Origin of the sequence: Cedecea sp. AS113, assembly GCF_037152415.1 — a bacterium.
Taxonomy (GTDB): Bacteria; Pseudomonadota; Gammaproteobacteria; order Enterobacterales; family Enterobacteriaceae; genus Cedecea.
The window spans coordinates 163,898-186,552 of the sequence record NZ_JBBCMI010000003.1 but is presented as its reverse complement, the minus strand read 5'-3'; the positions used below and the strand labels follow the sequence as shown (position 1 = coordinate 186,552).

Annotated in this window: 21 protein-coding genes and 1 pseudogene; 13 read left to right on the top strand and 9 right to left on the bottom strand. The window is 54.6% G+C overall.

Annotated elements, in window-relative coordinates; translation table 11 throughout:
* Positions 1 to 41 precede the first annotated feature (41 nt).
* Together WFN87_RS04820 and WFN87_RS04815 are read right to left on the bottom strand one after the other, a co-directional pair.
* Positions 42 to 1,361 carry a molecular chaperone DnaJ gene (locus tag WFN87_RS04820; protein ID WP_336982995.1) on the bottom strand — a complete coding sequence of 440 codons (1,320 nt, stop codon included), beginning with the start codon at positions 1,359 to 1,361 and terminating at the stop codon, positions 42 to 44.
* Between the two features lie 2 nt (positions 1,362 to 1,363).
* Entirely contained in the window at positions 1,364 to 3,064 is a 1,701-nt protein-coding gene (locus tag WFN87_RS04815) for a molecular chaperone HscC (RefSeq protein WP_336982996.1), read from the bottom strand.
* 540 nt (positions 3,065 to 3,604) lie between these two features.
* On the opposite strand from WFN87_RS04815, the gene cyoA reads away from it, so the two are divergent.
* From cyoA to WFN87_RS04785, 6 genes are all read left to right on the top strand, one after another.
* Entirely contained in the window at positions 3,605 to 4,567 is a 963-nt protein-coding gene (cyoA, locus tag WFN87_RS04810) for a cytochrome o ubiquinol oxidase subunit II (protein ID WP_008454597.1), read from the top strand.
* A 19-nt stretch (positions 4,568 to 4,586) separates the two neighbouring features.
* Positions 4,587 to 6,578, top strand: a complete 1,992-nt coding sequence (cyoB, locus tag WFN87_RS04805; protein WP_166994416.1) for a cytochrome o ubiquinol oxidase subunit I — start codon at positions 4,587 to 4,589, stop codon at positions 6,576 to 6,578.
* Positions 6,568 to 7,176 carry a cytochrome o ubiquinol oxidase subunit III gene (locus WFN87_RS04800; RefSeq protein ID WP_008454595.1) on the top strand — a complete coding sequence of 203 codons (609 nt, stop codon included), beginning with the start codon at positions 6,568 to 6,570 and terminating at the stop codon, positions 7,174 to 7,176. Before cyoB ends, WFN87_RS04800 begins: the two co-directional genes overlap by 11 nt.
* A complete protein-coding gene (locus WFN87_RS04795) occupies positions 7,176 to 7,505 on the top strand; it encodes a cytochrome o ubiquinol oxidase subunit IV (RefSeq protein ID WP_008454594.1) in 330 nt (109 codons plus the stop codon). Before WFN87_RS04800 ends, WFN87_RS04795 begins: the two co-directional genes overlap by 1 nt.
* Before the next feature lie 11 nt (positions 7,506 to 7,516).
* Positions 7,517 to 8,404, top strand: coding sequence for a heme o synthase (cyoE, locus tag WFN87_RS04790; RefSeq protein ID WP_008454592.1), 888 nt, complete (start codon positions 7,517 to 7,519; stop codon positions 8,402 to 8,404).
* A gap of 147 nt (positions 8,405 to 8,551) precedes the next feature.
* Positions 8,552 to 9,913, top strand: coding sequence for an MFS transporter (locus WFN87_RS04785; protein WP_166876106.1), 1,362 nt, complete (start codon positions 8,552 to 8,554; stop codon positions 9,911 to 9,913).
* A gap of 69 nt (positions 9,914 to 9,982) precedes the next feature.
* Here the strand turns inward: WFN87_RS04785 and WFN87_RS04780 are convergent, their stop codons facing one another.
* Positions 9,983 to 10,474 (bottom strand): YajQ family cyclic di-GMP-binding protein, encoded by a 492-nt coding sequence (locus WFN87_RS04780; protein ID WP_008454581.1) that lies wholly within the window; start codon positions 10,472 to 10,474, stop codon positions 9,983 to 9,985.
* A gap of 141 nt (positions 10,475 to 10,615) precedes the next feature.
* Here WFN87_RS04780 and panE point away from each other — a divergent pair, with 141 nt between their 5' ends.
* Both panE and yajL read left to right on the top strand, forming a co-directional pair.
* Positions 10,616 to 11,533 carry a 2-dehydropantoate 2-reductase gene (panE, locus tag WFN87_RS04775; protein ID WP_336982997.1) on the top strand — a complete coding sequence of 306 codons (918 nt, stop codon included), beginning with the start codon at positions 10,616 to 10,618 and terminating at the stop codon, positions 11,531 to 11,533.
* Positions 11,493 to 12,089 carry a protein deglycase YajL gene (gene yajL / locus WFN87_RS04770; protein WP_008454578.1) on the top strand — a complete coding sequence of 199 codons (597 nt, stop codon included), beginning with the start codon at positions 11,493 to 11,495 and terminating at the stop codon, positions 12,087 to 12,089. Before panE ends, yajL begins: the two co-directional genes overlap by 41 nt.
* Before the next feature lie 211 nt (positions 12,090 to 12,300).
* On the opposite strand, the gene thiI is transcribed toward yajL, so the two are convergent.
* Positions 12,301 to 13,749, bottom strand: a complete 1,449-nt coding sequence (thiI, locus tag WFN87_RS04765) for a tRNA uracil 4-sulfurtransferase ThiI (RefSeq protein WP_008454575.1) — start codon at positions 13,747 to 13,749, stop codon at positions 12,301 to 12,303.
* Positions 13,750 to 13,970: 221 nt separating this feature from the next.
* Here thiI and xseB point away from each other — a divergent pair, with 221 nt between their 5' ends.
* The 4 genes and pseudogenes from xseB to WFN87_RS04745 all read left to right on the top strand — a co-directional run bounded on the left by xseB (position 13,971) and on the right by WFN87_RS04745 (position 18,160).
* Positions 13,971 to 14,213 carry an exodeoxyribonuclease VII small subunit gene (gene xseB / locus WFN87_RS04760; protein ID WP_039290760.1) on the top strand — a complete coding sequence of 81 codons (243 nt, stop codon included), beginning with the start codon at positions 13,971 to 13,973 and terminating at the stop codon, positions 14,211 to 14,213.
* Position 14,214: 1 nt separating this feature from the next.
* Entirely contained in the window at positions 14,215 to 15,114 is a 900-nt protein-coding gene (gene ispA, locus WFN87_RS04755; protein ID WP_336982998.1) for a (2E,6E)-farnesyl diphosphate synthase, read from the top strand.
* Positions 15,115 to 15,143: 29 nt separating this feature from the next.
* Positions 15,144 to 17,006, top strand: coding sequence for a 1-deoxy-D-xylulose-5-phosphate synthase (gene dxs / locus WFN87_RS04750; protein ID WP_336982999.1), 1,863 nt, complete (start codon positions 15,144 to 15,146; stop codon positions 17,004 to 17,006).
* 179 nt (positions 17,007 to 17,185) lie between these two features.
* Positions 17,186 to 18,160 (top strand): annotated as a pseudogene (locus WFN87_RS04745) (aldo/keto reductase).
* An 85-nt stretch (positions 18,161 to 18,245) separates the two neighbouring features.
* On the opposite strand, the gene thiL reads toward WFN87_RS04745, so the two are convergent.
* From thiL to nrdR, 5 genes are all read right to left on the bottom strand, one after another.
* On the bottom strand, positions 18,246 to 19,220 hold the full coding sequence (gene thiL / locus WFN87_RS04740) for a thiamine-phosphate kinase (protein WP_336708938.1): 975 nt from the start codon (positions 19,218 to 19,220) through the stop codon (positions 18,246 to 18,248).
* A gap of 63 nt (positions 19,221 to 19,283) precedes the next feature.
* Complete coding sequence (gene nusB / locus WFN87_RS04735; RefSeq protein WP_008454563.1) at positions 19,284 to 19,703, bottom strand: transcription antitermination factor NusB; 420 nt, start codon at positions 19,701 to 19,703, stop codon at positions 19,284 to 19,286.
* Between the two features lie 19 nt (positions 19,704 to 19,722).
* Positions 19,723 to 20,193 (bottom strand): 6,7-dimethyl-8-ribityllumazine synthase, encoded by a 471-nt coding sequence (gene ribH / locus WFN87_RS04730; protein WP_008454557.1) that lies wholly within the window; start codon positions 20,191 to 20,193, stop codon positions 19,723 to 19,725.
* A 76-nt stretch (positions 20,194 to 20,269) separates the two neighbouring features.
* Entirely contained in the window at positions 20,270 to 21,388 is a 1,119-nt protein-coding gene (ribD, locus tag WFN87_RS04725) for a bifunctional diaminohydroxyphosphoribosylaminopyrimidine deaminase/5-amino-6-(5-phosphoribosylamino)uracil reductase RibD (RefSeq protein ID WP_336983000.1), read from the bottom strand.
* Between the two features lie 5 nt (positions 21,389 to 21,393).
* Positions 21,394 to 21,843 (bottom strand): transcriptional regulator NrdR, encoded by a 450-nt coding sequence (gene nrdR, locus WFN87_RS04720; RefSeq protein ID WP_008454553.1) that lies wholly within the window; start codon positions 21,841 to 21,843, stop codon positions 21,394 to 21,396.
* Positions 21,844 to 21,996: 153 nt separating this feature from the next.
* Here nrdR and WFN87_RS04715 point away from each other — a divergent pair, with 153 nt between their 5' ends.
* The gene (locus WFN87_RS04715; protein WP_008454551.1) at positions 21,997 to 22,557 is read left to right on the top strand and encodes a DUF3251 domain-containing protein; all 561 of its coding nucleotides are present in this window, start codon (positions 21,997 to 21,999) and stop codon (positions 22,555 to 22,557) included.
* Positions 22,558 to 22,655: the final 98 nt, after the last annotated feature.

The following is a 22,655-nucleotide window of genomic DNA, read 5'->3' as shown; positions in this document are numbered from 1 at the left end:
ACGTTTGATGCAAAAGCCCCCGGCATAAACCGGGGGCTTTTTTATTTTATGAAGTAAACCATTTCGATGGTGATGCCATAAAGCATAGGCAGCAATATCATGCCCAATAGATTCACCAGGGGAGGAAGTTGACGGATAAATAAAACCGGGAACATCAGGACAACAACCACAATCCTGACAGGTAAGTTACGCCAATCTCCACGTCTTTGCCAAAGCGCCCATCCCACCGGGATAACAAGGAAGAGCAGGATAACCAGCGCCCGCATCGTTATGACATCTTTTCCCTGCCATGCGCTCGCTCCACGCCATGCGCTATAAAATGCCATCTCAAGAAGCAGCCACGATGCCAGCCAGAAAACAGTATGGACGCATTTGCTTGCCGCTCCTCCGGATTTAAATCGGCGTTCAAGAAACGGATATCCCCAGAGAAAAGTCGCCACTACGGCCAGCATGACGCCTGACTGAAACGCGGCTTTCGGTGACTCATGGCCCGTTAGCCAGGCCGTATACCCCCAGAAAACTACGGCAATGATGGCTCCCCAGCTTAGCGCCAGGGTTGGTTTTTGCAGCACCTCAAGGAGTGAAGGATTAAGGCGCTCCAACAATGCGGGCGACTGCTGGCGTAATTCCCCCACCTGCTTCGCCAGCTGCGACAGCAGATCGGGAACCAGCCTTACCCACCCTGGAATCGCCATCCCTTTTTCCGTCAGCAGCCGCCATTTCAACTGAGCATAACGATTGCCTCCATATTGCCTGGCCAGATACTGCCAGTAGTTCTCCCGGTTAGTTATCGCAATCTGCTGTTCGAGGGCATGTACCAGCCAGTCAGGAAGTTGAGATGAGCGGTAGCTGTCAATCTGCCAGTCCATCACCGCAGAGACTTCATTTAAAAGGCTGCGGTTAAGCCACTTCTGCTCGCTTAGTGCTTCGGCGAGCATCAGGCTAAACACGTGTCGGGCTTCAAGTGCATCGGGGATTTCATTATCAAGGTAACGATGCAGCGTCCCCAATCCTTCAAGTTCATCCCTGATTAACAGAGTCGAAACTGACTGCGCCTGTTCCCAGAGTTCATTTTTGCTCCAGAGTGTTTGTGGCTGAGAGGTCTGCTCCTGCATCAGTTCCCGAACATAATCCATCATCGGCGTAGGTTCAGGTTTACCCGGGAAATGCTCATCTTCGTCGTTCAGAACAACCGTCGAACTGGCATAGCGTTTGGCGCTATCAAACGCCTCGCGCAACGCCTGAAACCCCTTCGGGTCTTTGTCCGGTCGCCGTAGCTTTAGCTCCCGGGCATAAGCCCGACGAATTTCGCTTTCATCTCTTGTAGGCTCAATGCCCAGCACATCCCATATCGTCGCCATCTTTACAGTCCGTCGTTAAGCTGGTCTAACACCCGACGCAGGTCGTCCCGCGCGGCAGCAATAACACGCAGATCCTGGCGGTCCAGCGCCTGTTCAAACTGCGTCGCATAATGATCGATAATCTGGCGTCTGTCTCCCAGGGTCTGCTCATAGCGTTTTGCCGCTTCGGCAGCCAATTGGCGATTTTCAGGCACGTCCCGGGGATGTTGTTTGAGCGCGTCCAGCTGTTTTAAGCGGTTTGCAATATCCTCAGCGCTGAGCATGCCCGGCGATTTCTCGATAACCATTGTGGACGCGGTTTGCTCGCCGCTGACTCTGCATTCCACTTCCAGGATGCCGTCAAGGGTATAGGTGAAACGCACGTCCACGCTAACTTCCCCCGCTTTGCGCGGCGGGATCTGAATCGACATGCTGTCCAGGCGCAGGTTGTTGCTGACTTTGCGGGATTCTCCCTGATAAACCTCAATCTCGATCTTGCGCTGGTTATCATTCATGGTGCTGAAGGTCTGCATCACGCTAACCGGCACGAAGGCGTTGCGCTCAATCAGCGGCGAGAAAAAGCCTTCTTCTATTTTGTCCCCGTGCCGGCGGGCCACTTCGATCCCCAATGAATAAGGCATCACATCGGTGAGCACCACGTCGTCCAGCGCTTTGTCTTCCGCTATAAGTCCGGCCTGAACGCCGGCGCCCAGCGCCACCACTTCGTCAGGATTCAGTTCATTACGAGGGAAGCGACCAAACATGCGGGTCACTAGTTGGCGAACCAGCGGCATACGGGTTGCGCCGCCCACCAAAATAACGTGGTCGAGTTGCGCAACGTCAAATTGCGCATCCTGTAACGCCTGAACCACCGGTTTTTTCAGGCGGGACAGCAGCCCACTGCAACATTCCTGGAAAGCCTCTTCGGTCATATCCCAGCCGTATTCCTCACCACCGCAAGTCAGTTTCGCAGTGGCTTTTTCCTGATTGCTGAGCTGGCGTTTTAACGATTCCGCCTGGCGGGTCAGTTCTGCGGCAAACGCCGGGTCATCAAGCGTTAGCTGGGGATAGTGGCTTAGCATCCACTGGCGGATTGCTTCGGTAAAATCATCGCCCCCCAGCCAGGCATCGCCGCTGCTGGCGCGCACCTCTATGACGCCTTCAAACATATCGACGATGGAGACATCAAACGTTCCGCCGCCTAAGTCGAAGACCAGGAATTTTTGCTCACGGCTGTCGGCCAGTCCGTAGGCCAGCGCGGCTGCGGTGGGCTCATTAAGAAGGCGCTCAACGTCCAGACCGGCCATCTGCCCGGCAGCTTTCACCGCCTTACGCTGGGTATCGTTGAAGTAAGCCGGTACGGTAATGGCCGCACGCGTGACGCTGCGGCCAAGCGTAACTTCGGCATCCGCTTTTAATTTTCTCAGCACTAACGCGGCAAGCTCTTCAGCACGAAATGACTGCTGGCCAAGAGTGAAGGTTTTATCGGTGCCCATATAACGCTTGAAACTGGCGACAGTGAGATGAGGATGACTAACCAGTCGGGCCTTTGCCGCCTCGCCAACCAGCAGATGCCCATCGTCATCCAGCCCGACAACGGAAGGGGTTAAACGCTCACCGCGGCGGCCCAAAATTAACGTTGTCCCCGCAGCACCAAACCAGGCCACGGCGCTATTGGATGTGCCGAGATCGATACCAATAATGGGTGAAATATGTCCTGCCATGATCTTATCCCTGATTATAAAGTGGCTACTTAACGCCCTTAACCCTGTCGTTTTCACCTGCTTTGTGATTAAGAAAATGTAATTAATACCGGATAGTTACTTTTTTTGTCTATTAATTACCCAGGCCATAAAGTGTTACCGTCGAGGACTATTTATCGTAATTAAATACAGTTTTCTTTAATTACTTTGTTCAATAAGCATTAAAAGATTATCCTTAACGATTCAGCCCGGTGAGAAATTAATATTTGTTGGAAACATGTGACAAATGCTGCCGCATTGTTAATTAAATGTATTTTAATTTGACTGGTTATACTCATTTCCCCGGACTATTTCCGCCAACATAGGTTTTCGTTATAACCTGCGGAGCCCGCGCACCAACGCTAGATTTTACAGTTTGTTGCATTCTGTGTGACATCGTAGGCAGAACCCGGTAACACCCTACTGACACTGCGCCATTCATGTTTACAGTAATGTAACCTTCCCGTAAAATGCCGGCACACTTTAAACGACAATAGAGCTCCCTGGAATTGAGGTCGTTAAATGAGACTCAGGAAATACAATAAAAGTTTGGGATGGTTGTCATTAATCGCAGGCGCTTTTTTACTCAGTGGCTGTGATTCTGCACTCCTGGATCCCAAAGGACAGATCGGACTGGAACAACGTTCACTGATACTGACGGCCATCGGCCTGATGTTGATTGTCGTTATCCCTGCAATTGCAATGGCTATCGGTTTTGCCTGGAAGTATCGGGCATCCAACAAAGACGCCAAATACAGCCCTAACTGGTCGCACTCGAACAAAGTGGAAGCTGTAGTCTGGACGATTCCTATCCTTATCGTTATCTTCCTCGCGGTACTGACCTGGAAAACCACTCACTCTCTTGAACCTAGCCGCCCGCTGGAACATGAAGCGAAGCCGGTGACCATCGAAGTTATCGCCATGGACTGGAAATGGTTCTTCATCTATCCGGAGCAGGGTATCGCTACGGTGAATGAAATCGCCTTCCCGGCCAATACCCCAGTGGAATTCAAAATCACCTCTAACTCGGTGATGAACTCCTTCTTTATTCCGCGCCTGGGTAGCCAAATCTACGCAATGGCAGGTATGCAGACCAAACTGCACCTGATTGCCGATGAAGCCGGCACCTACGACGGTATTTCGTCAAACTACAGCGGTAAAGGTTTCTCCGGCATGAAGTTCAAGGCTATCGCCACGCCGGACATGGACACCTTTAACCAATGGGTTGCTAAAGCGAAACAGTCTCCTGAAGTCATGAACGATATGGCGACCTACGAGAAACTGGCCGCGCCAAGCGAATACAACAAAGTCGAATACTTCTCCAGTGTTAAACCTGATTTGTTTAAAGACGTGATTAACAAATTTATGGGACACGGGAGCATGCACATGACCAAGCCGGAAGGTGAACAGGCTTCCCATGACGATATGAAAGGCATGGAAGGTATGGAAGGCATGGACATGAGTCACGCGGAAACCTCTCACTAAGGGGCCGAGGAATAATACGATGTTCGGAAAACTTACACTGGATGCAATCCCGTACCATGAGCCAATTGTCATGGTTACGGTTGCGGCAATCATCGTCGGAGGACTGGCGCTGCTTGCGGCTATCACTTACTTCGGTAAGTGGGAATATTTATGGAAAGAGTGGCTAACCTCCGTTGACCACAAACGCCTCGGCGTGATGTACATTATCGTCGCTATCGTCATGCTGCTGCGCGGCTTTGCCGATGCGGTAATGATGCGTAGCCAGCAGGTACTGGCCTCCGCCGGCGAAGCAGGCTTCCTGCCGCCTCACCACTACGATCAGATCTTTACCGCCCACGGCGTTATCATGATCTTCTTCGTAGCGATGCCATTTGTTATCGGCCTGATGAACATCGTTGTGCCTTTACAGATTGGCGCGCGTGACGTTGCCTTCCCATTCCTGAACAACCTGAGCTTCTGGTTCACCGTTGTCGGCGTGGTGCTGGTTAACCTGTCACTGGGCGTGGGCGAATTCGCTCAGACCGGCTGGGTGGCTTATCCACCGCTATCGGGGATTGAGTACAGTCCGGGCGTCGGGGTCGATTACTGGATCTGGAGTCTCCAGCTGTCCGGTATCGGTACGACACTGACAGGTATTAACTTCTTTGTGACCATTCTGAACATGCGTACCCCGGGTATGACCATGTTCAAAATGCCGGTGTTCACCTGGGCTTCGCTGTGTACTAACGTACTGATTATCGCCGCGTTCCCAATCTTCACCGTGACCGTCGCGCTGCTGACCCTTGACCGCTACCTTGGCACCCATTTCTTTACCAACGATATGGGTGGCAACATGATGATGTACATCAACCTCATCTGGGCATGGGGCCACCCGGAAGTTTATATCCTGGTGCTGCCGGTGTTTGGTGTGTTCTCTGAGGTGGTTGCAACCTTCTCTAAAAAGCGTCTGTTCGGTTACACCTCCCTGGTGTGGGCGACCATCGCGATTACCGTTCTGTCGTTCATCGTTTGGCTGCACCACTTCTTCACCATGGGCAGCGGGGCGAACGTAAACGCCTTCTTCGGTATTGCCACCATGATTATCGCCATCCCGACCGGGGTGAAGATCTTCAACTGGCTGTTCACCATGTATCAGGGCCGCATCGTCTTTAACTCCGCGATGCTGTGGACCACTGGCTTCATCGTCACCTTCTCTATCGGTGGGATGACCGGTGTTCTGCTGGCGGTGCCGGGCGCGGACTTCGTGCTGCACAACAGCCTGTTCCTGATTGCACACTTCCACAACGTTATCATCGGCGGCGTGGTCTTCGGTTGCTTCGCAGGTCTGACCTACTGGTGGCCAAAAGCGTTCGGCTTCACGCTGAACGAAACCTGGGGCAAACGCGCCTTCTGGTTCTGGATTATCGGTTTCTTCGTGGCATTTATGCCGCTGTACGTGCTGGGCTTCATGGGCATGACCCGTCGTCTGAGCCAGCAGATCGATCCACAGTTCCACACCCTGCTGGTTGTTGCAGCCTGTGGTGCGGCGCTGATCGCTCTGGGCATTCTGTGCCAGCTGATTCAGTTCTACGTTTCTATCCGTGACCGCGAGCAGAACCGCGATCTGACCGGTGACCCATGGGGTGGCCGTACGCTGGAGTGGGCAACGTCTTCCCCACCTCCGTTCTATAACTTCGCCCACCTGCCGCACGTTCACGAGCGTGATGCATTCTGGGAGATGAAAGAGAAAGGTGAAGCGTACAAGCAGCCTGCGCACTATGAAGAGATTCATATGCCGCGTAACAGCGCAGCCGGTATCATCATCGCTGCATTCAGCACCGTGTTTGGCTTTGCCATGATCTGGCACATCTGGTGGCTGGCGATTGTTGGCTTTGCCGGCATCGTTATCACCTGGATTGCGAAAAGCTTCGACGAAGATGTGGATTACTATGTTCCGGTGGCTGAAGTCGAAAAACTGGAAAATCAGCATTTCGAAGAACTCACCAAAGCAGGGCTGAAAAATGGCAACTGAGACTGTAAATAACGCCCACGCCGCGGAGCACGGGCACCACGATGCGGGAACCAATAAGGTCTTTGGTTTCTGGATCTACCTGATGAGCGACTGCATTCTGTTCTGTTGCTTGTTCGCGACCTATGCCGTTCTGGTGAACGGCACCGCAGGTGGCCCGGCAGGGAAAGACATCTTCGAGCTGCCGTTCGTGGCCGTTGAAACTGCCCTGCTGCTGGTGAGCTCCATCACCTACGGCATGGCGATTATCGCCATGAATAAAGGCAACAAAAGCCAGGTTATCTCCTGGCTGGCGCTGACCTTCCTGTGCGGTGCAGGCTTCGTTGGGATGGAAATCTATGAATTCCATCACCTGATCAAAGAAGGCTTCGGCCCGGATCGCAGCGGCTTCCTGTCAGCGTTCTTCGCGCTGGTCGGTACCCACGGTCTGCACGTCACTTCCGGTCTGGTGTGGATGGCATTCATGATGATTCATGTTTCCCGCCGCGGCCTGACCAGCACCAACCGTGCGCGTCTGATGTGCCTGAGCCTGTTCTGGCACTTCCTTGACGTGGTTTGGATCTGCGTATTCTCTGTAGTCTATCTGATGGGGGCAATGTAATGAGTCATTCAACTGAACATAGCGGCGCCCACCACGGTAGCGTGAAGACCTACATGACAGGTTTTATCCTGTCTATCATCCTGACGGCTATTCCGTTCTGGATTGTAATGGAAGGCACGGCCTCTCACGGCACCATGCTTGCCGTGATCCTGGTGACTGCAGTCGTCCAGATTCTGGTGCACCTCGTGTGCTTCCTGCATCTGAACACCTCGTCGAGTGAGCGCTGGAACCTGGTGGCCTTCGCCTTTACGGTGCTGATTATTGCCATTCTGGTGATTGGCTCGATCTGGATTATGTGGAACCTCAACCTGAACATGATGGTTCACTAAGAGCGGCATGTATGATTAAGCAATACCTGCAAGTAACGAAACCAGGAATTATTTTCGGTAATTTAATTTCTGTCATTGGGGGATTTTTACTGGCCTCGAAGGGCAGCATTAATTACCCGCTGTTCCTCTATACGCTGGTTGGCGTATCACTGGTGGTCGCATCAGGTTGTGTTTACAACAACTTTATCGACCGCGATATCGACCAGAAGATGGAGAGAACGAAAAATCGGGTGCTGGTTAAAGGCCTGATTTCACCGAAAATTTCGCTGGTGTACGCCACCGTGTTGGGTATTGCTGGCTTCATGCTGCTGTGGTTTGGTGCTAATCCGCTGGCGATGTGGCTGGCCGTGATGGGCTTCGTGGTGTATGTCGGGGTGTATAGCCTCTACATGAAACGCCACTCGGTCTACGGCACGCTCATCGGCAGCTTGTCCGGTGCGGCTCCTCCGGTTATCGGCTACTGCGCCGTGACCAACGAGTTCGACACCGGCGCCGCTATCCTGCTGGCTATCTTTAGCCTGTGGCAGATGCCGCACTCCTATGCGATTGCCATCTTCCGCTTTAAAGATTACCAGGCCGCCAATATTCCGGTTCTGCCTGTGGTAAAAGGCATTTCCGTCGCCAAGAACCACATCACGCTGTACATCATCGCTTTTGCGGTGGCGACGCTGATGCTTTCTCTGGGCGGCTATGCCGGATACAAATACCTGATCGTCGCCGCGGCGGTCAGCGTCTGGTGGCTGGGTATGGCGCTGCGGGGCTATAAAGTGGAAGACGATAAGGTCTGGGCGCGCAAGCTGTTCATCTTCTCTATCGTGGCCATTACCTCGCTGAGCGTCATGATGTCGGTCGATTTTATGGTGCCAGACTCACATAATCTGCTGACTTACGTCTGGTAAGTCGCGAAAAGCATAAAAGGGCACCTCAGTGCCCTTTTTTATCAGTATCATCAAAGTACCTGCCCTGTAATATCTGCTAAATAACTAACGATTTACCCTCCCCTGCCCTCGCACTACACTAAGGCCGACTTTTTATCTGAGGTGGTAATGAACGATTACAAAATGACGCCCGTCGAGCTGCGTGCGACGTGGGGTTTAGGCACTGTCTTTTCCCTGCGTATGCTGGGTATGTTTATGGTATTGCCAGTTCTTACCACCTGGGGCATGGCGCTGCAGGGCGCAAGCGAAGCGCTCATCGGCCTGGCAATCGGCATTTATGGCCTGGCGCAGGCCGTCTTCCAGATCCCTTTCGGCCTGCTTTCTGACCGTATTGGCCGCAAGCCGCTTATCGTTGGCGGGCTGGCTATCTTTGTGCTTGGCAGCGTTATTGCCGCCCTGAGCGACTCCATTTGGGGCGTCATTTTAGGCCGCGCGCTGCAGGGCTCCGGCGCAATCGCCGCCGCTGTTATGGCGTTACTCTCCGATTTAACCCGTGAACAGAACCGAACCAAAGCGATGGCCTTTATCGGCGTCAGCTTCGGGGTAACCTTCGCCATCGCGATGGTGCTCGGCCCGATCATTACTCAGGCGCTTGGCCTGCAGGCGCTGTTCTGGATGATTGCCGTCTTAGCCAGCTGCGGCATTCTGATTACGATTTGGCTGGTCCCGAATAGCAAAACGCACGTGCTTAACCGCGAGTCGGGGATGGTCAAAGGCTGCTTCCGCAAAGTGATGATGGAGCCGAAGCTGCTAAAGCTGAATTTCGGCATCATGTGCCTGCATATCATGCTGATGTCCACCTTTGTCGCCCTACCGGGCCAGCTTGAACAGGCGGGCTTTCCGGCGGCTCAGCACTGGAAAGTCTATCTTTGCACCATGCTGATTTCGTTTGTTTCGGTCGTACCCTTCATTATTTATGCCGAAGTTAAGCGCCGCATGAAGCACGTCTTTGTGGGCTGCGTGGCGGTACTTCTGATTGCCGAGATCGTGCTTTGGGGCGCGGGCCCGCACTTCTGGGATCTGGTGATTGGCGTGCAGCTGTTCTTCCTCGCCTTTAACCTGATGGAAGCGATTCTGCCTTCGCTTATCAGCAAAGAATCTCCGGCGGGCTACAAAGGCACCGCCATGGGCATCTACTCCACCAGCCAGTTTATCGGCGTAGCCATCGGCGGCTCGCTAGGCGGCTGGCTTAACGGGCTGTTTGATTCGCAAACCGTCTTCCTGGCAGGCGCGGTGCTGGCGATGGTCTGGCTATTCGTCAGCTGGACAATGCAGGAGCCGCCTTACGTTAGCAGCCTGCGCATTGAGCTGCCGGAAAGCAGTGCGAACGACGAACATTTGCGTGAAAGGCTGCTGGCTCAGCCAGGCGTGAGTGAAGCGAACATCATTCCAGAAGAACGCAGCGCGTATGTGAAAATCGACAGCAAGCTGACGAACAGATATGAGATTGAGCAGGTGGTGAAAGGATAGAACATCCCTCACCTGATGCGGTGAGGGATTAAGCAGCATGCCCTCTCATGTTTCAGGAGAGGGCGTGAATCAGTCGCGGAAGTTCTTAAACTGGAACGGCTGCCCCAGATTGCCGCCACGAATCAGCGCCATTACGGCCTGTAAATCATCGCGAGCTTTACCCGTCACGCGGATCTCTTCGCCCTGAATCTGGGTCTGAACCTTCAGTTTGCTGTCTTTAATCAGCTTAATGATTTTCTTCGCAACGCTTGCTTCAATACCCTGTTTCAGCTTAGCTTCCACGCTCCAGGTTTTGCCGCTGTGAACAAACTCTTCAGGCACATCAATAGAGCTGCCTTCGATGCCGCGCTTAAGCAGCTTGGCGCGCAGGATATCCAGCAGTTGGTTTACCTGGAAGTCAGATTCGCTGGCAACTTTGATGGTCTGATTTTTTTCATTCAGTTCAAAGCTTGCCGGCACGTTACGGAAGTCAAAACGGGTCGCCAGCTCGCGCTCGGCGTTCTCTACCGCGTTGTTTACTTCCTGCAGGTCGATTTCAGAAACGATATCAAAAGATGGCATGTGTTTTCTCCCTCTCTGGTTTGCGTTGCATAATACCCGCTGGGCTGCGCAAAACAACCTGTTAAAGAGCCGGGAAGCCGATAACGCTATAATAGAAAGTAAGTTTAGCATTCGCGCAGTGTGCGAATGGGGGAGGCAATAATGAAAATCACCGTGCTGGGTTGCGGTGCGCTGGGTCAGCTCTGGTTGACCGCACTTCACAAGCAAGGGCATGAGCTTCAGGGCTGGCTGCGTGTGCCGCAGCCGTATTGCCACGTCAACCTGCTCGATACCACCGATGGCAGCGTCTTTAACGAGTCCTTCACGGCTAACGATCCCGAATTTCTCGCCACCAGCGACGTCCTGCTGGTGACGCTCAAAGCGTGGCAGGTTTCTGATGCCGTGCGCACTTTGGCTGCCCAACTGCCTTCGAGCTGCCCGATATTGTTGCTGCATAACGGGATGGGGACGCTGGATGAGCTAAACGGATTGCCCCAACCTTTGTTGCTCGGATTAACCACTCAGGCCGCGAAAAGAGACGGAAACGTGATTGTGCACGTCGCTTCCGGCATCACTCACGTTGGCCCGGGGAATGCTAAAGCCAGCGACTTTAGCTACCTTGCAGATACACTCCATGCCGCGCTGCCCGATGTGGCCTGGCATAACAATATCCAGCCGGCGAGCTGGAACAAACTCGCGGTAAACTGCGTGATAAACCCGCTGACCGCGCTGTACAACTGCACTAACGGCGAATTGAAGAATCATCTCGATGAGGTGACCAGCATTTGTGAAGAAGTCGCCCAGGTGATGACGCGCGAGGGCCACCACACCTCACCCGAAAACCTGCTGGATTATGTCGGGCAGGTGATAGAAAGCACGGCAGAAAATACCTCATCGATGCTGCAGGACATCCGCCTGGAGCGCCACACGGAAATTGACTATATCACCGGCTACCTGCTGCGCAGAGCGAGAGCTCACGGCGTCCCTGTGCCTGTGAATGCCCGGCTCTATGAGCAGGTTAAACGTAAGGAGAATGAATATGAGCGCACAAGCGCTGGTCTGCCTGGCACCTGGCACTGAAGAGACCGAAGCGGTTACCACTATCGATCTGCTGGTCCGCGCCGGGATCAAGGTGACGACGGCGAGCGTTGCTCCCGATGGCGACCTGAAAATTGTTTGCTCACGCGGCGTGAAATTACTGGCGGATGCACCGCTGGTTGAAGTGGCCGACGGCGATTTTGACATCGTGGTGCTCCCCGGCGGCCTGAAAGGTGCCGAATGCTTCCGCGACAGCCCGCTGCTGGTCGAGACCGTGCGCCAGTTTCATCTGTCAGGCCGCATCGTTGCCGCCATTTGTGCGGCGGCAGGCACTGTTCTGGTCCCGCATGAGCTGTTCCCGATAGGCAACATGACCGGTTTTCCAGGCCTGAAGGACACTATTCCCGAAGGGCAATGGCAGGATAAACGCGTCGTCTGGGACCCACGGGTTAACCTGCTCACCAGCCAGGGGCCAGGAACCGCGATTGATTTTGCACTGAAGATTATCGATTTGCTGGTGAGCCGCGAAAAAGCTCATGAAGTGTCGCAGCAGCTGGTGCTGGCGGCGGGGATTTATAGCTTCAGGGATTATCAGTAAGAACCCCTCACCCTAACCCTCTCCCCAAAGGGGCGAGGGAACCAGAACGGTGTGCTCCCTCTTCTTTCGAGAAATCGAGGTAACCAGAACTCTCTCCCTTTTAGGAAGAGAGTTTTAACAAGAATTCTTCCTCTCCCTTTTAGGGAAAGAACACTCCCCCTGAATTCTCCCTCTCCCTTTTAGGGAGAGGGCCGGGGTGAGGGTCAGTCCTTTATGGGCGGTAAACCTTAATATTCTTAAAGCCCTGCTCGCTCAGATACAGAGCCTGCAGGCGGCTCATCACGCCACGCTCGCACCACAGCAGGTAAGTTTTGCTCTGGTCGAGATCGCCGAACTTAGTGCTCAGCTTGTAGAACGGCAGCGCCACAACCTCAACGCCTTCCAGCGCGAAAGGTTTCTCGTCCACTTCGTCGTTGGAGCGAATGTCCAGCAATACCTCGTTGGCGCCAAACGCATTAACCGTTTCGACTTCCACGACGTCCTGCTTCGTCTGGGTCGCAATATCGCGAATATCGATATTGGTCGCCTCGGCAACCACGCGGTCCAGAATCGAGAAGTCAAACTTCTGCTCTTCTTCCTCAATCTTCGCCTTCACAGCTTTCACGGTCGGGCTTTTCGAGATCACACCGCAGTATTCTGGCATGGTGCGAGCGAAATCAGCGGTACCGATTTCACGGGCCAGATCGATAATGTGCTCTTTGTCGTGAGAGATCAGCGGACGCAGGATCAGCGTATCGGAAACGTTGTCGATCAGGCGCAGGTTGGTCAGCGTCTGGCTGGACACCTGGCCTAGCGCTTCGCCGGTCACCAGTGCCTGAACGCCATAGCGTTCGGCAACCTGAGAGGCGGCGCGCACAAACATACGTTTCAGCACGACACCCATCTGCCCGTCTTCCACTTTCTCCAGGATCTCGCCGACTACTGGCTCAAAGTTAATGGCAACAAAACGCACACGGTGAGAGCTGCCGAAGCGGTTCCACAGATAATGTGCCACCTGCTTCACGCCGATTTCATGAGCAGCGCCGCCCAGGTTGAAGAAGCAATAATGCACGCGGCAGCCGCGACGCATCAGCATGTAGCTGGACACGCCGGAGTCGAAACCACCGGAAATCAGCGACAGTACGTCTTCCTGAGTCCCGATTGGGAAACCGCCGATGCCTTCGTAACGGCCTTTAACCAGCAGCAGGCGATCGTTTTCGATCTCAAGGTTAACCGTCACGTCCGGATCGTTGAGCTTAACGCGCGCGGATTCGATGTGCTGATTCAGGCCGCCGCCAACGTAGCGCTCAACTTCAATGGAGCTAAATTCGTGTTTGCCACGGCGTTTTACGCGCACGCAGAAGCTCTTACCTTCCAGCTTGTCGCGGTACAGCTCCAGCGCCTGCTCAAAGATATTGTGCATGTCGGTGTACGGCACATCTTCAACTTCAAGAATGTGGTGGATACCCGGAATGCGGGTCAGCGCTTCACGAATGGCAATACGCTGGTTTTCATCTTTGGCGCGAACTTCAATGTTGTCCCAGTGGCGAACAACCGCCAGGCTCTCATCGTAGTGTTTTAAAACGTTACGAATATTCCCGGTGAGCATCTTAATAAAGCGTATGCGCACAGATTGGCTCTTGATGGTGATTTCCGGGAACAATTTAATGATAAACTTCATGGCGGTAAGGGTTCGTTTAGTCAGCCGGGCTGGCTGCGCAGCACGCGGGCATAGAAAGAAGTACTTGCAGCGGCGTCATGCCACCTGCATCCGAGGCGCGCAAGTATATCACCATCCCACAAAGACTGCGCACCTTAACCGACTTGCACGAGCTAGCTTGATAATCACATTGACTCCGCTACCATGTCGGCGTCGAATTAAAACAGAGTCAGACATTCACCATGCCGAAAAAAACCGAATCTCCGGCCAGCTTCGAAACCGCACTGGTCGAACTGGAGCAAATAGTTACTCGTCTGGAAAGCGGCGATCTTGCCCTTGAAGAGGCGTTAAACGAATTTGAGCGCGGCGTGCAGCTGGCTCGCCAGGGACAAGTGAAACTCCAGCAGGCAGAGCAGCGCGTACAGATCTTACTGAGCGACAGCGAAGACGCCCCTCTGACTCCCTTTACCCCGGACGCCGAGTAATATGGATTTTAATCAACAGCTTCAGGCCCACGTTGTACGGGTTAACGACGCTATTGCGCGCTTTCTGGCGCCGCTGCCGTTTCAGAACAGTCCACTGGTTGAAGCGATGCACTATGGCGCACTATTGGGCGGTAAACGCCTGCGCCCGTTCCTGGTGTACGCCACCGGCGAAATGTTTGGCGTCGCCGACGAAGCGCTCGACGCGCCTGCTGCGGCAGTGGAATGCATTCACGCCTACTCCCTGATTCACGATGATTTACCGGCCATGGATAACGACGATTTACGTCGTGGGCAGCCGACCTGCCACATAAAATTTGGTGAAGAGAACGCCATTCTGGCCGGAGACGCCCTGCAAACGCTGGCGTTTTCTATACTGAGTGATGCGCCAATGCCCGGCGTTGATATGGCCGATCGCTTAGCCATGGTTTCGGAATTAGCCACCGCCAGCGGTGTGGCTGGTATGTGTGGCGGCCAGGCGCTGGATTTAGAAGCCGAAGGCAAGCAAGTTGACCTGGCTTCCCTGGAACGCATTCACCGTCATAAAACCGGGGCATTGATTCGCGCCGCCGTTCGCCTGGGCGCGCTGAGCGCCGGTGAAGCAGGCCGAAAAGCTCTGCCGATTCTGGACCGCTATGCTGCAAGCATCGGCCTCGCTTTCCAGGTTCAGGATGACATCCTGGACGTTGTCGGCGATACCGCTACGATAGGCAAACGCCAGGGTGCCGACCAGCAGTTAGGCAAAAGTACCTATCCGGCGCTGCTGGGACTTGAACAGGCGCAGGCAAAAGCGCAGGATCTCTATCAGGAAGCACTGCAGGCTCTGGCCGAACTTGCCGAGCTGTCGCTGGACACGGCGGCACTGGAAGCGTTAGCCAACTACATTATCCACCGTGATAAATAACGTATAACAACGATGAGTTTAGATTTCTGATGAGTTTTGATATCGCCAAATACCCGACCCTCGCTCTGGTGGATGCCAGCCCGGATCTGCGAGTGCTGCCTAAAGAGAGCTTACCTAAGCTTTGCGATGAGCTGCGCCGTTACCTGCTCGACAGCGTAAGCCGCTCCAGCGGGCACTTTGCCTCCGGCCTCGGCACGGTCGAACTGACCGTGGCGCTGCACTACGTCTATAACACGCCGTTCGATCAACTCATCTGGGACGTCGGCCACCAGGCCTACCCGCACAAAATTCTGACTGGGCGCCGCGATAAAATTGGCACCATTCGCCAGAAAGGCGGCCTGCATCCGTTCCCATGGCGCGCGGAAAGCGAGTACGACGTGCTGAGCGTGGGCCACTCTTCCACCTCCATTAGCGCGGGTATCGGGATCGCCGTTGCCGCTGAAAAGGAAGGGAAAGACCGGAAAACCGTTTGCGTGATTGGCGATGGCGCAATTACCGCCGGGATGGCCTTCGAAGCGATGAACCATGCCGGCGATATCCGCCCGGACATGCTGGTGGTGCTTAACGACAATGAAATGTCGATTTCCGAGAACGTCGGCGCGCTGAACAACCATCTGGCGCAGCTGCTTTCCGGCAAGCTTTATTCGACACTGCGCGAAGGTGGCAAGAAAGTCTTCTCCGGCGTGCCGCCGATTAAAGAGCTGCTGAAGCGTACCGAAGAACACATCAAAGGCATGGTGGTGCCTGGCACGCTGTTTGAAGAGCTAGGCTTTAACTACATCGGGCCAATTGATGGCCACGACGTGATTGGTCTGGTCAATACGCTGAAGAACATGCGCAGCCTGAAAGGCCCGCAGTTCCTGCATATCATGACTAAAAAAGGACGCGGCTACGCGCCAGCGGAAAAAGATCCGATCAGTTTCCACGCGGTGCCTAAGTTCGATCCGCAGAGCGGGACGCTGCCGAAAAGCACCGGAGGCCTGCCAAGTTACTCGAAGATTTTCGGCAACTGGCTGTGCGAAACCGCAGCCCACGATGACAAGCTGATGGCAATTACACCTGCCATGCGTGAAGGCTCCGGCATGGTGGAATTCTCGCGCCAGTATCCTGACCAGTACTTTGATGTGGCGATTGCCGAGCAGCACGCAGTGACCTTCGCGGCGGGCCTGGCGATTGGCGGCTATAAGCCAGTGGTTGCGATCTATTCCACCTTCCTGCAGCGCGCTTACGACCAGGTGATTCACGACGTAGCGATTCAGAAGCTACCGGTGATGTTTGCCATCGATCGCGCAGGCATTGTCGGCGCTGACGGCCAGACGCACCAGGGCGCTTTTGATATCTCCTTCCTGCGCTGCATCCCGGACATGGTTATCATGACGCCAAGCGACGAAAACGAATGCCGCCAGATGCTGCACACGGGTTACCACTACAGCGCAGGCCCAAGCGCCGTGCGTTACCCGCGTGGGACCGGAACAGGCGCAGAGCTGGAACCGCTCGTGGAGCTGCCGATAGGTAAAGGCGTTGTGAAACGCGAAGGCGAAAAAATTGCGCTGCTCAACTTCGGCACTTTGCTGCCGGAAGCCGCAGCGGTAGCCGAAGCGCTGAATGCCACGCTGGTCGATATGCGTTTTGTTAAGCCACTGGATGAAGCCCGGATTCTGGAACTTGCCGCCAGCCACGACTCTCTGGTGACGATTGAAGAGAACGCCATTATGGGCGGGGCCGGGAGCGGCGTAAACGAAGTGCTGATGGCTCACCGTAAACCGGTTCCGGTGCTTAACCTCGGCCTGCCTGATTTCTTCATTCCTCAGGGCACCCAGGAAGAAGCACGTGAGGCGATTGGCCTTGATGCGGCCGGGATCGAAGCTAAGATTCGGAGCTGGGTGGGTTAACTTCATCCGTACACTAAATAATTCAACCCACAGCACAACGGCAAGTGAGCATATCCCGATGAGCTTACTCAGGTAAGTGATTCGGGTATGAGAGCGCCGCCAACACCGCAGTGGTTTGAAGGATGACGTGTACGGCCTGCTATGCTTAATAGATATTCCTACATAGCAGGAGCGATATCATGCAATACAACCCGTTAGGCACCACCGACCTTAGCGTCTCCCGCCTTTGCCTCGGCTGTATGACCTTTGGCGAGCCGGACCGCGGCAGCCATGCCTGGACGCTTCCCGAAGAGAGCAGCCGGGAAATAATCCGCCGCGCGCTGGAAAACGGCATCAATTTCTTCGACACCTCAAATAACTACTCCGACGGCAGCAGCGAAGAGATTTTAGGCCGCGCGCTGCGCGACTTCGCTCGCCGCCAGGACGTTGTGGTTGCCACTAAGGTTTACAACAAAGTTGGCGACCTGCCTCAGGGCCTCTCCCGCCCACAGATCCTGCGTTCGATCGACGAAAGCCTGACACGACTCGGCACCGACTACGTCGATTTGCTACAAATCCACCGCTGGGACTACAGCACGCCTATTGAAGAGACGCTAGAGGCACTTAACGACGTGGTTAAGGCCGGGAAAGCACGTTATATCGGCGCCTCTTCAATGCGCAGCGATCAGTTTGCTCAGGCCCTGACTTTGCAGTCTCAGGCAGGCTGGGCAAGATTCGTTACCATGCAGGATCACTACAACCTGATTTACCGTGAAGAAGAGCTGGAGATGCTCCCGCTGTGCTACAAAGAAAAAATTGCGGTGATCCCCTAGAGCCCGCTCGCACGCGGCAAACTGACTCGTCCATGGGGAGATACCACGGCAAGATCTGTCTCGGATGAAGTGGGCAAATCGCTGTACCAGACCAATAACGAAAACGACGCGCTTATCGCCGAGCGGCTGGCAAATATCGCCGCAGATAAGGGCGTTTCACGCGCGCAGGTAGCGCTGGCCTGGCTGCTTAGCAAACCGGGTATTGCCGCACCAATTATTGGCCCATCAAGGCAGGAACAGCTGGACGACCTGCTTGGTGCGGTAGATTTAACGTTGAAACCCGAGGAGATTGCCGAGCTGGAGACGCCGTATCAACGGCATCCGGTGGCGGGATATAAATAATCGCCCTCGCAGGTTCACTCTTTCGACTTTGGGTTTTGCTCCCTCTCCCTTTTAGGGAGAGGGTTGGGGTGAGGGTCATGACCAGCTACCAGGAAAAGTGATCGTAACCCTTCATCTCCAGCGTCACCGGCTTCCCTTCACGGGTAAACTGCAGCCCTTCAGAGGAAGAAACAATCTGCCCGATACAGGTATAAGGCACGCCCAGATTGCCGATAGCCACTTCCAGCGCCCCACGATTTAGCTCCGGCACGGTGAAGCACAGCTCATAGTCTTCGCCGCCGGACATCGCCCATTTCAGCGCCTGCTCTGGTTCAACATGCTCGCGCAACGCTTCGGAATACGGCAGCAAATCGAGATCGATACGTGCCCCGCAGTCGCTGGCCTTCAGGATATGACCGAGATCGGAAATCAACCCGTCTGAAAGATCGATGGCACTGTTGGCCAGATCGCGCAGCGCCTGCCCGTGTAAAACACGCGGCGTTGGGCGCAGGTGCCGCTTAAGCAGATAATCCGCATGCTGTGTATTCGCAACATGCAGGCGCTTCTGCAGAATTGCCAGACCAGCCGCGCTGTCGCCCGGCGTGCCGGTGACATAGATCCAGTCCCCTGCTTTTGCACCGCTGCGCTTCAGCGCCCGGCCAGCCGGGATCATGCCGTGAATACCCAGCGTCAAAGAGAGCGGGCCACGGGTTGTGTCGCCGCCAATCAGCTGCATATCGTAATAATCCAGCTGTTCAAACAGGCTGTCGCTGAATGCCTCCAGCCACGCTTCATCCACTTCCGGGAGCGTGATCGCCAGCGTCAGCCAGGCCGGATCTGCGCCCATTGCGGCCAGATCGCTTAAATTCACCGCCAGCGCTTTGTAGCCCAAATCACGCGGGTCGATATCCGGCAGGAAGTGATTACCGCTCACCAGCGTATCGGTGCTGATCGCCAGCAGTTGTTTTTCGGGTACCGACAGCAACGCACAGTCGTCGCCAATACCGGCTTCCACATCACGACGAGAACTTGTAACGCGATCGAAGTAACGGGCAATCAGGGAAAACTCACCGCATGCCATGCGTGATACCTCAGGAATGTCAGTTGCAGGAAAAAAGAAGGCCGGGAAAACCCGGCCAGGAGATTACTTCTTGTGGGGACGAATAGCGGGAGCAGCTTTGTCGAGAACGCCGTTAACGAACTTATGGCTGTCTTCGGCACCGAAGGTTTTCGCCAGCTCAATCGCTTCGTTGATGGCCACTTTGTACGGCACATCATCACGTTTAGACAGTTCAAACAGCGCAATGCGCAGTACCGCTTTTTCCACCTGGCCCAGCTCTTCAAGCAGACGGGACAGGTAAGGCTTCATCAGCCCATCCAGATACGCGCTGTTGGTAGCCACGCCGCTCAGCAGCTCGCGGAAGTAGACAACGTCAACGTCTTTGACGTCCTGTTCCGCCAGGAACTGGTATTCAACATCAGCGATGTCGTTTTTAGACAACTGCCAGGAGTAGAGCGCCTGGACGGCACACTCACGGGCGCGGCGACGAGCAGCAGGTTTCACGGATTTCCCCTTACAAAAATCAGGCCTTGATGGCTTTCAATACATTAATCATTTCAAGCGCGGTCAGTGCAGCTTCTGCACCTTTGTTACCGGCTTTGGTGCCAGCACGTTCGATGGCTTGTTCAATGCTTTCAGTGGTCAGCACGCCGAAGGCAACGGGAATACCGCTGTCCTGGCCTACGCTTAACAGACCGTTGCTGGCACCGCCGGCAACGTATTCGAAGTGTGCAGTGCCTCCGCGAATCACGGTACCCAGCGCGATAACAGCATCGTATTTACCGGTTTTAGCCAGTGCATCAGCGGCCAGCGGCAGCTCGTAAGCGCCCGGCACCCAAACTACGGTGATGTTTTTGTCTTTCACCTGACCAATGCGTTTCAGGGCGTCGATAGCACCTTCCAGCAGGCTGTCATTGATGAAGTTGTTAAAACGCGCGATGGTGATGGCGACGCGAGCGTCAGGAGTAGCAACAGCAGCTTCAATAATGTTCATAATCTTCCTTTACGGGTTCTGTTTAGCCCCGCAGGGGGGCGGATTTTATCATAATCTTTTCGTGACTGCTTACGTTTTACTGGCGTCCGTAAATGGGCGTCAAATGCAGGCACAAATCGGGGCCAACCTGGCGGACTTCGCTAAAGCTGAACGCCGGCGCATCAGCAAGTTTTTCAAGGCCAGGAAGCTCGCACAAACCGCGGGCATCATTGCCTAATAATTTAGGTGCGACATAGACAATCAGCTCATCCACCAGGCCTGCCTGCAACAGCGCCCCGGCAAGCGTTGCCCCGGCCTCAACCCAGACAGAATTCACCTGGCGTTTGCCAAGCTGCATCATTAACACGACCAAATCAAGATGCCCATTATGTTCAGGCACCAGCAGTTGCTCGACGTCCTCCGGCCAGGATTGTTCATCCGCCTGGCTGCGGGCAAGCCAGGTTTGCCCCGGATTGGCAATAATTTGGTGCTGTGGCGTTACCCGGTTTTGACGATCCAGCACAATGCGAATCGGCTGACGTAAATCCTGCTCGGCATAAATAGCCTGGCTGGCGCTATCCAGCTCATCCCAGCGAACTGTTAATGACGGGTTATCTGCCAATACGGTCGCGTCGCTGGAAAGAATCGCGGCACTTTGCGCACGCTGGCGCTGCACATCGCGACGCGCCTGGGGAGAGGTAATCCATTTACTCTCTCCGCTTGCCATCGCGGTACGGCCGTCCAGCGAAGCACCAAGCTTAAGCTGGATAAATGGAAAACCCGTGCGCATACGCTTGAGGAACCCGCGGTTCAGCGCTTCAGCTTCGTTCATCATCAGGCCGTGGCTGACTTCAATGCCAGCCTGCTGCAAGCGGTAGAGGCCCCGGCCGGCAACCTGCGGGTTAGGATCCTGCATGGCGGCCACCACGCGAGAAACGCCTGCGGCAATCAAGGCATCACAGCACGGTGGCGTGCGGCCATGGTGGCTGCAGGGTTCGAGCGTGACATAGGCCGTTGCGCCCCGGGCCTGTTCGCCTGCCATGCGCAAAGCGTGAACTTCCGCATGAGGTTCACCGGCGCGAAAGTGGAACCCTTCCCCCACAATCTTGCCGTCTTTAACTATCACGCAGCCGACATTCGGGTTCGGTGCAGTGGTAAAACGCCCGCGCTTAGCCAGCTCAAGCGCTCGAGCCATAAACTGTTCATCAAGGGACATCGGCATTAATCCTGTAAACGGGCGATTTCTTCACCAAATTCTTTGATATCTTCAAAGCTACGGTAGACCGAAGCAAAGCGAATATAGGCGACTTTATCCAGCTTTTTGAGCTGCTCCATCACCAGGTTACCGATGAGTTTACTCGGGATTTCGCGTTCGCCGGTTGCTCGAAGGTGCGACTTAATATGGCTGATGGCCATTTCCACGTCGTCAGAATTGACCGGACGTTTTTCCAGCGCTTTCAGGATGCCGCTGCGCAGTTTGTCTTCGTTAAACGGCTCGCGCACCTCATTACTCTTCACCACTCTCGGCATCACCAGCTCCGCAACCTCGAAAGTCGTGAAGCGTTCGTGACAGACCAGACACTGGCGCCGACGGCGCACGGAGGAACCTTCACCCACCAGGCGAGAGTCGATAACTTTGGTGTCCACGGCGAAACAGAATGGGCAATGCATAGCGTTTCCTGCTGGGATTATAAAGATGAACAATAGTTTACCGCGAAGTTGCGGGAGTACAAAGACAGCGCCGACACTGCAACATCAAATATGACTTTTCAAGCGCGAAGAACTACGCTTAAATCAGCGAACCTTAGCAAGGAAAAACTAACCATGACAAAGACTTACTTAAGAATTATCCTGGTTTCAAGCCTGATAAGCCTGACCGCTTGTGCCCAGCAAACTGAAGTGCGTCAGATGCGCAGTCAAATTGGTTCGTTAAATCAGGAAATGACTAAACTTAGCCAGCAAACGGTGAAGCTGACCCAGCAGAATGCCCTGAACGCGAAGTCGACCAGCGGCGTTTATCTGCTACCGGGTTCAAACACGGCAGCGCGCCTCAACAGCCAGATAGGTAACCTGAAAATGTCGCTGACAAACGTTGCGGCTGAAGCCAACGGCACCCGCGCCACGCTGCTGATTCAGGGAGAATCCAACGATCCGCTGCCGGCATTTAGCGGCAAAGTAGAATGGGGGCAGATCCAGGGCACCACCGACAGTTTCCAGGAAGTTAATGTGCAAACGCAGTCCATAGACGCCCCGGCCAGCATTCTCGCCCCAAGCGACGTGTCGATTCCGCTTCGCCTGTCCGGCATCACGCCCGACCAATTAGGGTTTGTGCGCGTTCATGATATCCAGCCAGTTTCTTCCGCACAGCCAGCACCCGCGCAATAATTCTTTCGCCCCCTTGTCCGGCGCTCGCTTCAACCACAGCTTCGCTTCTTACCCTCTCCCTAAAAGGGAGAGGGAATAAATCATCGGCAGTTTTCCCC

Coding starts and splice junctions, on each gene's coding strand:
- WFN87_RS04820 (WP_336982995.1), bottom strand. CDS start 1,361: ATGGCGACGATATGGGATGTGCTGGGCATTGAGCCTACAAGAGATGAA.
- WFN87_RS04815 (WP_336982996.1), bottom strand. CDS start 3,064: ATGGCAGGACATATTTCACCCATTATTGGTATCGATCTCGGCACATCC.
- cyoA (WP_008454597.1), top strand. CDS start 3,605: ATGAGACTCAGGAAATACAATAAAAGTTTGGGATGGTTGTCATTAATC.
- cyoB (WP_166994416.1), top strand. CDS start 4,587: ATGTTCGGAAAACTTACACTGGATGCAATCCCGTACCATGAGCCAATT.
- WFN87_RS04800 (WP_008454595.1), top strand. CDS start 6,568: ATGGCAACTGAGACTGTAAATAACGCCCACGCCGCGGAGCACGGGCAC.
- WFN87_RS04795 (WP_008454594.1), top strand. CDS start 7,176: ATGAGTCATTCAACTGAACATAGCGGCGCCCACCACGGTAGCGTGAAG.
- cyoE (WP_008454592.1), top strand. CDS start 7,517: ATGATTAAGCAATACCTGCAAGTAACGAAACCAGGAATTATTTTCGGT.
- WFN87_RS04785 (WP_166876106.1), top strand. CDS start 8,552: ATGAACGATTACAAAATGACGCCCGTCGAGCTGCGTGCGACGTGGGGT.
- WFN87_RS04780 (WP_008454581.1), bottom strand. CDS start 10,474: ATGCCATCTTTTGATATCGTTTCTGAAATCGACCTGCAGGAAGTAAAC.
- panE (WP_336982997.1), top strand. CDS start 10,616: ATGAAAATCACCGTGCTGGGTTGCGGTGCGCTGGGTCAGCTCTGGTTG.
- yajL (WP_008454578.1), top strand. CDS start 11,493: ATGAGCGCACAAGCGCTGGTCTGCCTGGCACCTGGCACTGAAGAGACC.
- thiI (WP_008454575.1), bottom strand. CDS start 13,749: ATGAAGTTTATCATTAAATTGTTCCCGGAAATCACCATCAAGAGCCAA.
- xseB (WP_039290760.1), top strand. CDS start 13,971: ATGCCGAAAAAAACCGAATCTCCGGCCAGCTTCGAAACCGCACTGGTC.
- ispA (WP_336982998.1), top strand. CDS start 14,215: ATGGATTTTAATCAACAGCTTCAGGCCCACGTTGTACGGGTTAACGAC.
- dxs (WP_336982999.1), top strand. CDS start 15,144: ATGAGTTTTGATATCGCCAAATACCCGACCCTCGCTCTGGTGGATGCC.
- thiL (WP_336708938.1), bottom strand. CDS start 19,220: ATGGCATGCGGTGAGTTTTCCCTGATTGCCCGTTACTTCGATCGCGTT.
- ribH (WP_008454557.1), bottom strand. CDS start 20,193: ATGAACATTATTGAAGCTGCTGTTGCTACTCCTGACGCTCGCGTCGCC.
- ribD (WP_336983000.1), bottom strand. CDS start 21,388: ATGTCCCTTGATGAACAGTTTATGGCTCGAGCGCTTGAGCTGGCTAAG.
- nrdR (WP_008454553.1), bottom strand. CDS start 21,843: ATGCATTGCCCATTCTGTTTCGCCGTGGACACCAAAGTTATCGACTCT.
- WFN87_RS04715 (WP_008454551.1), top strand. CDS start 21,997: ATGACAAAGACTTACTTAAGAATTATCCTGGTTTCAAGCCTGATAAGC.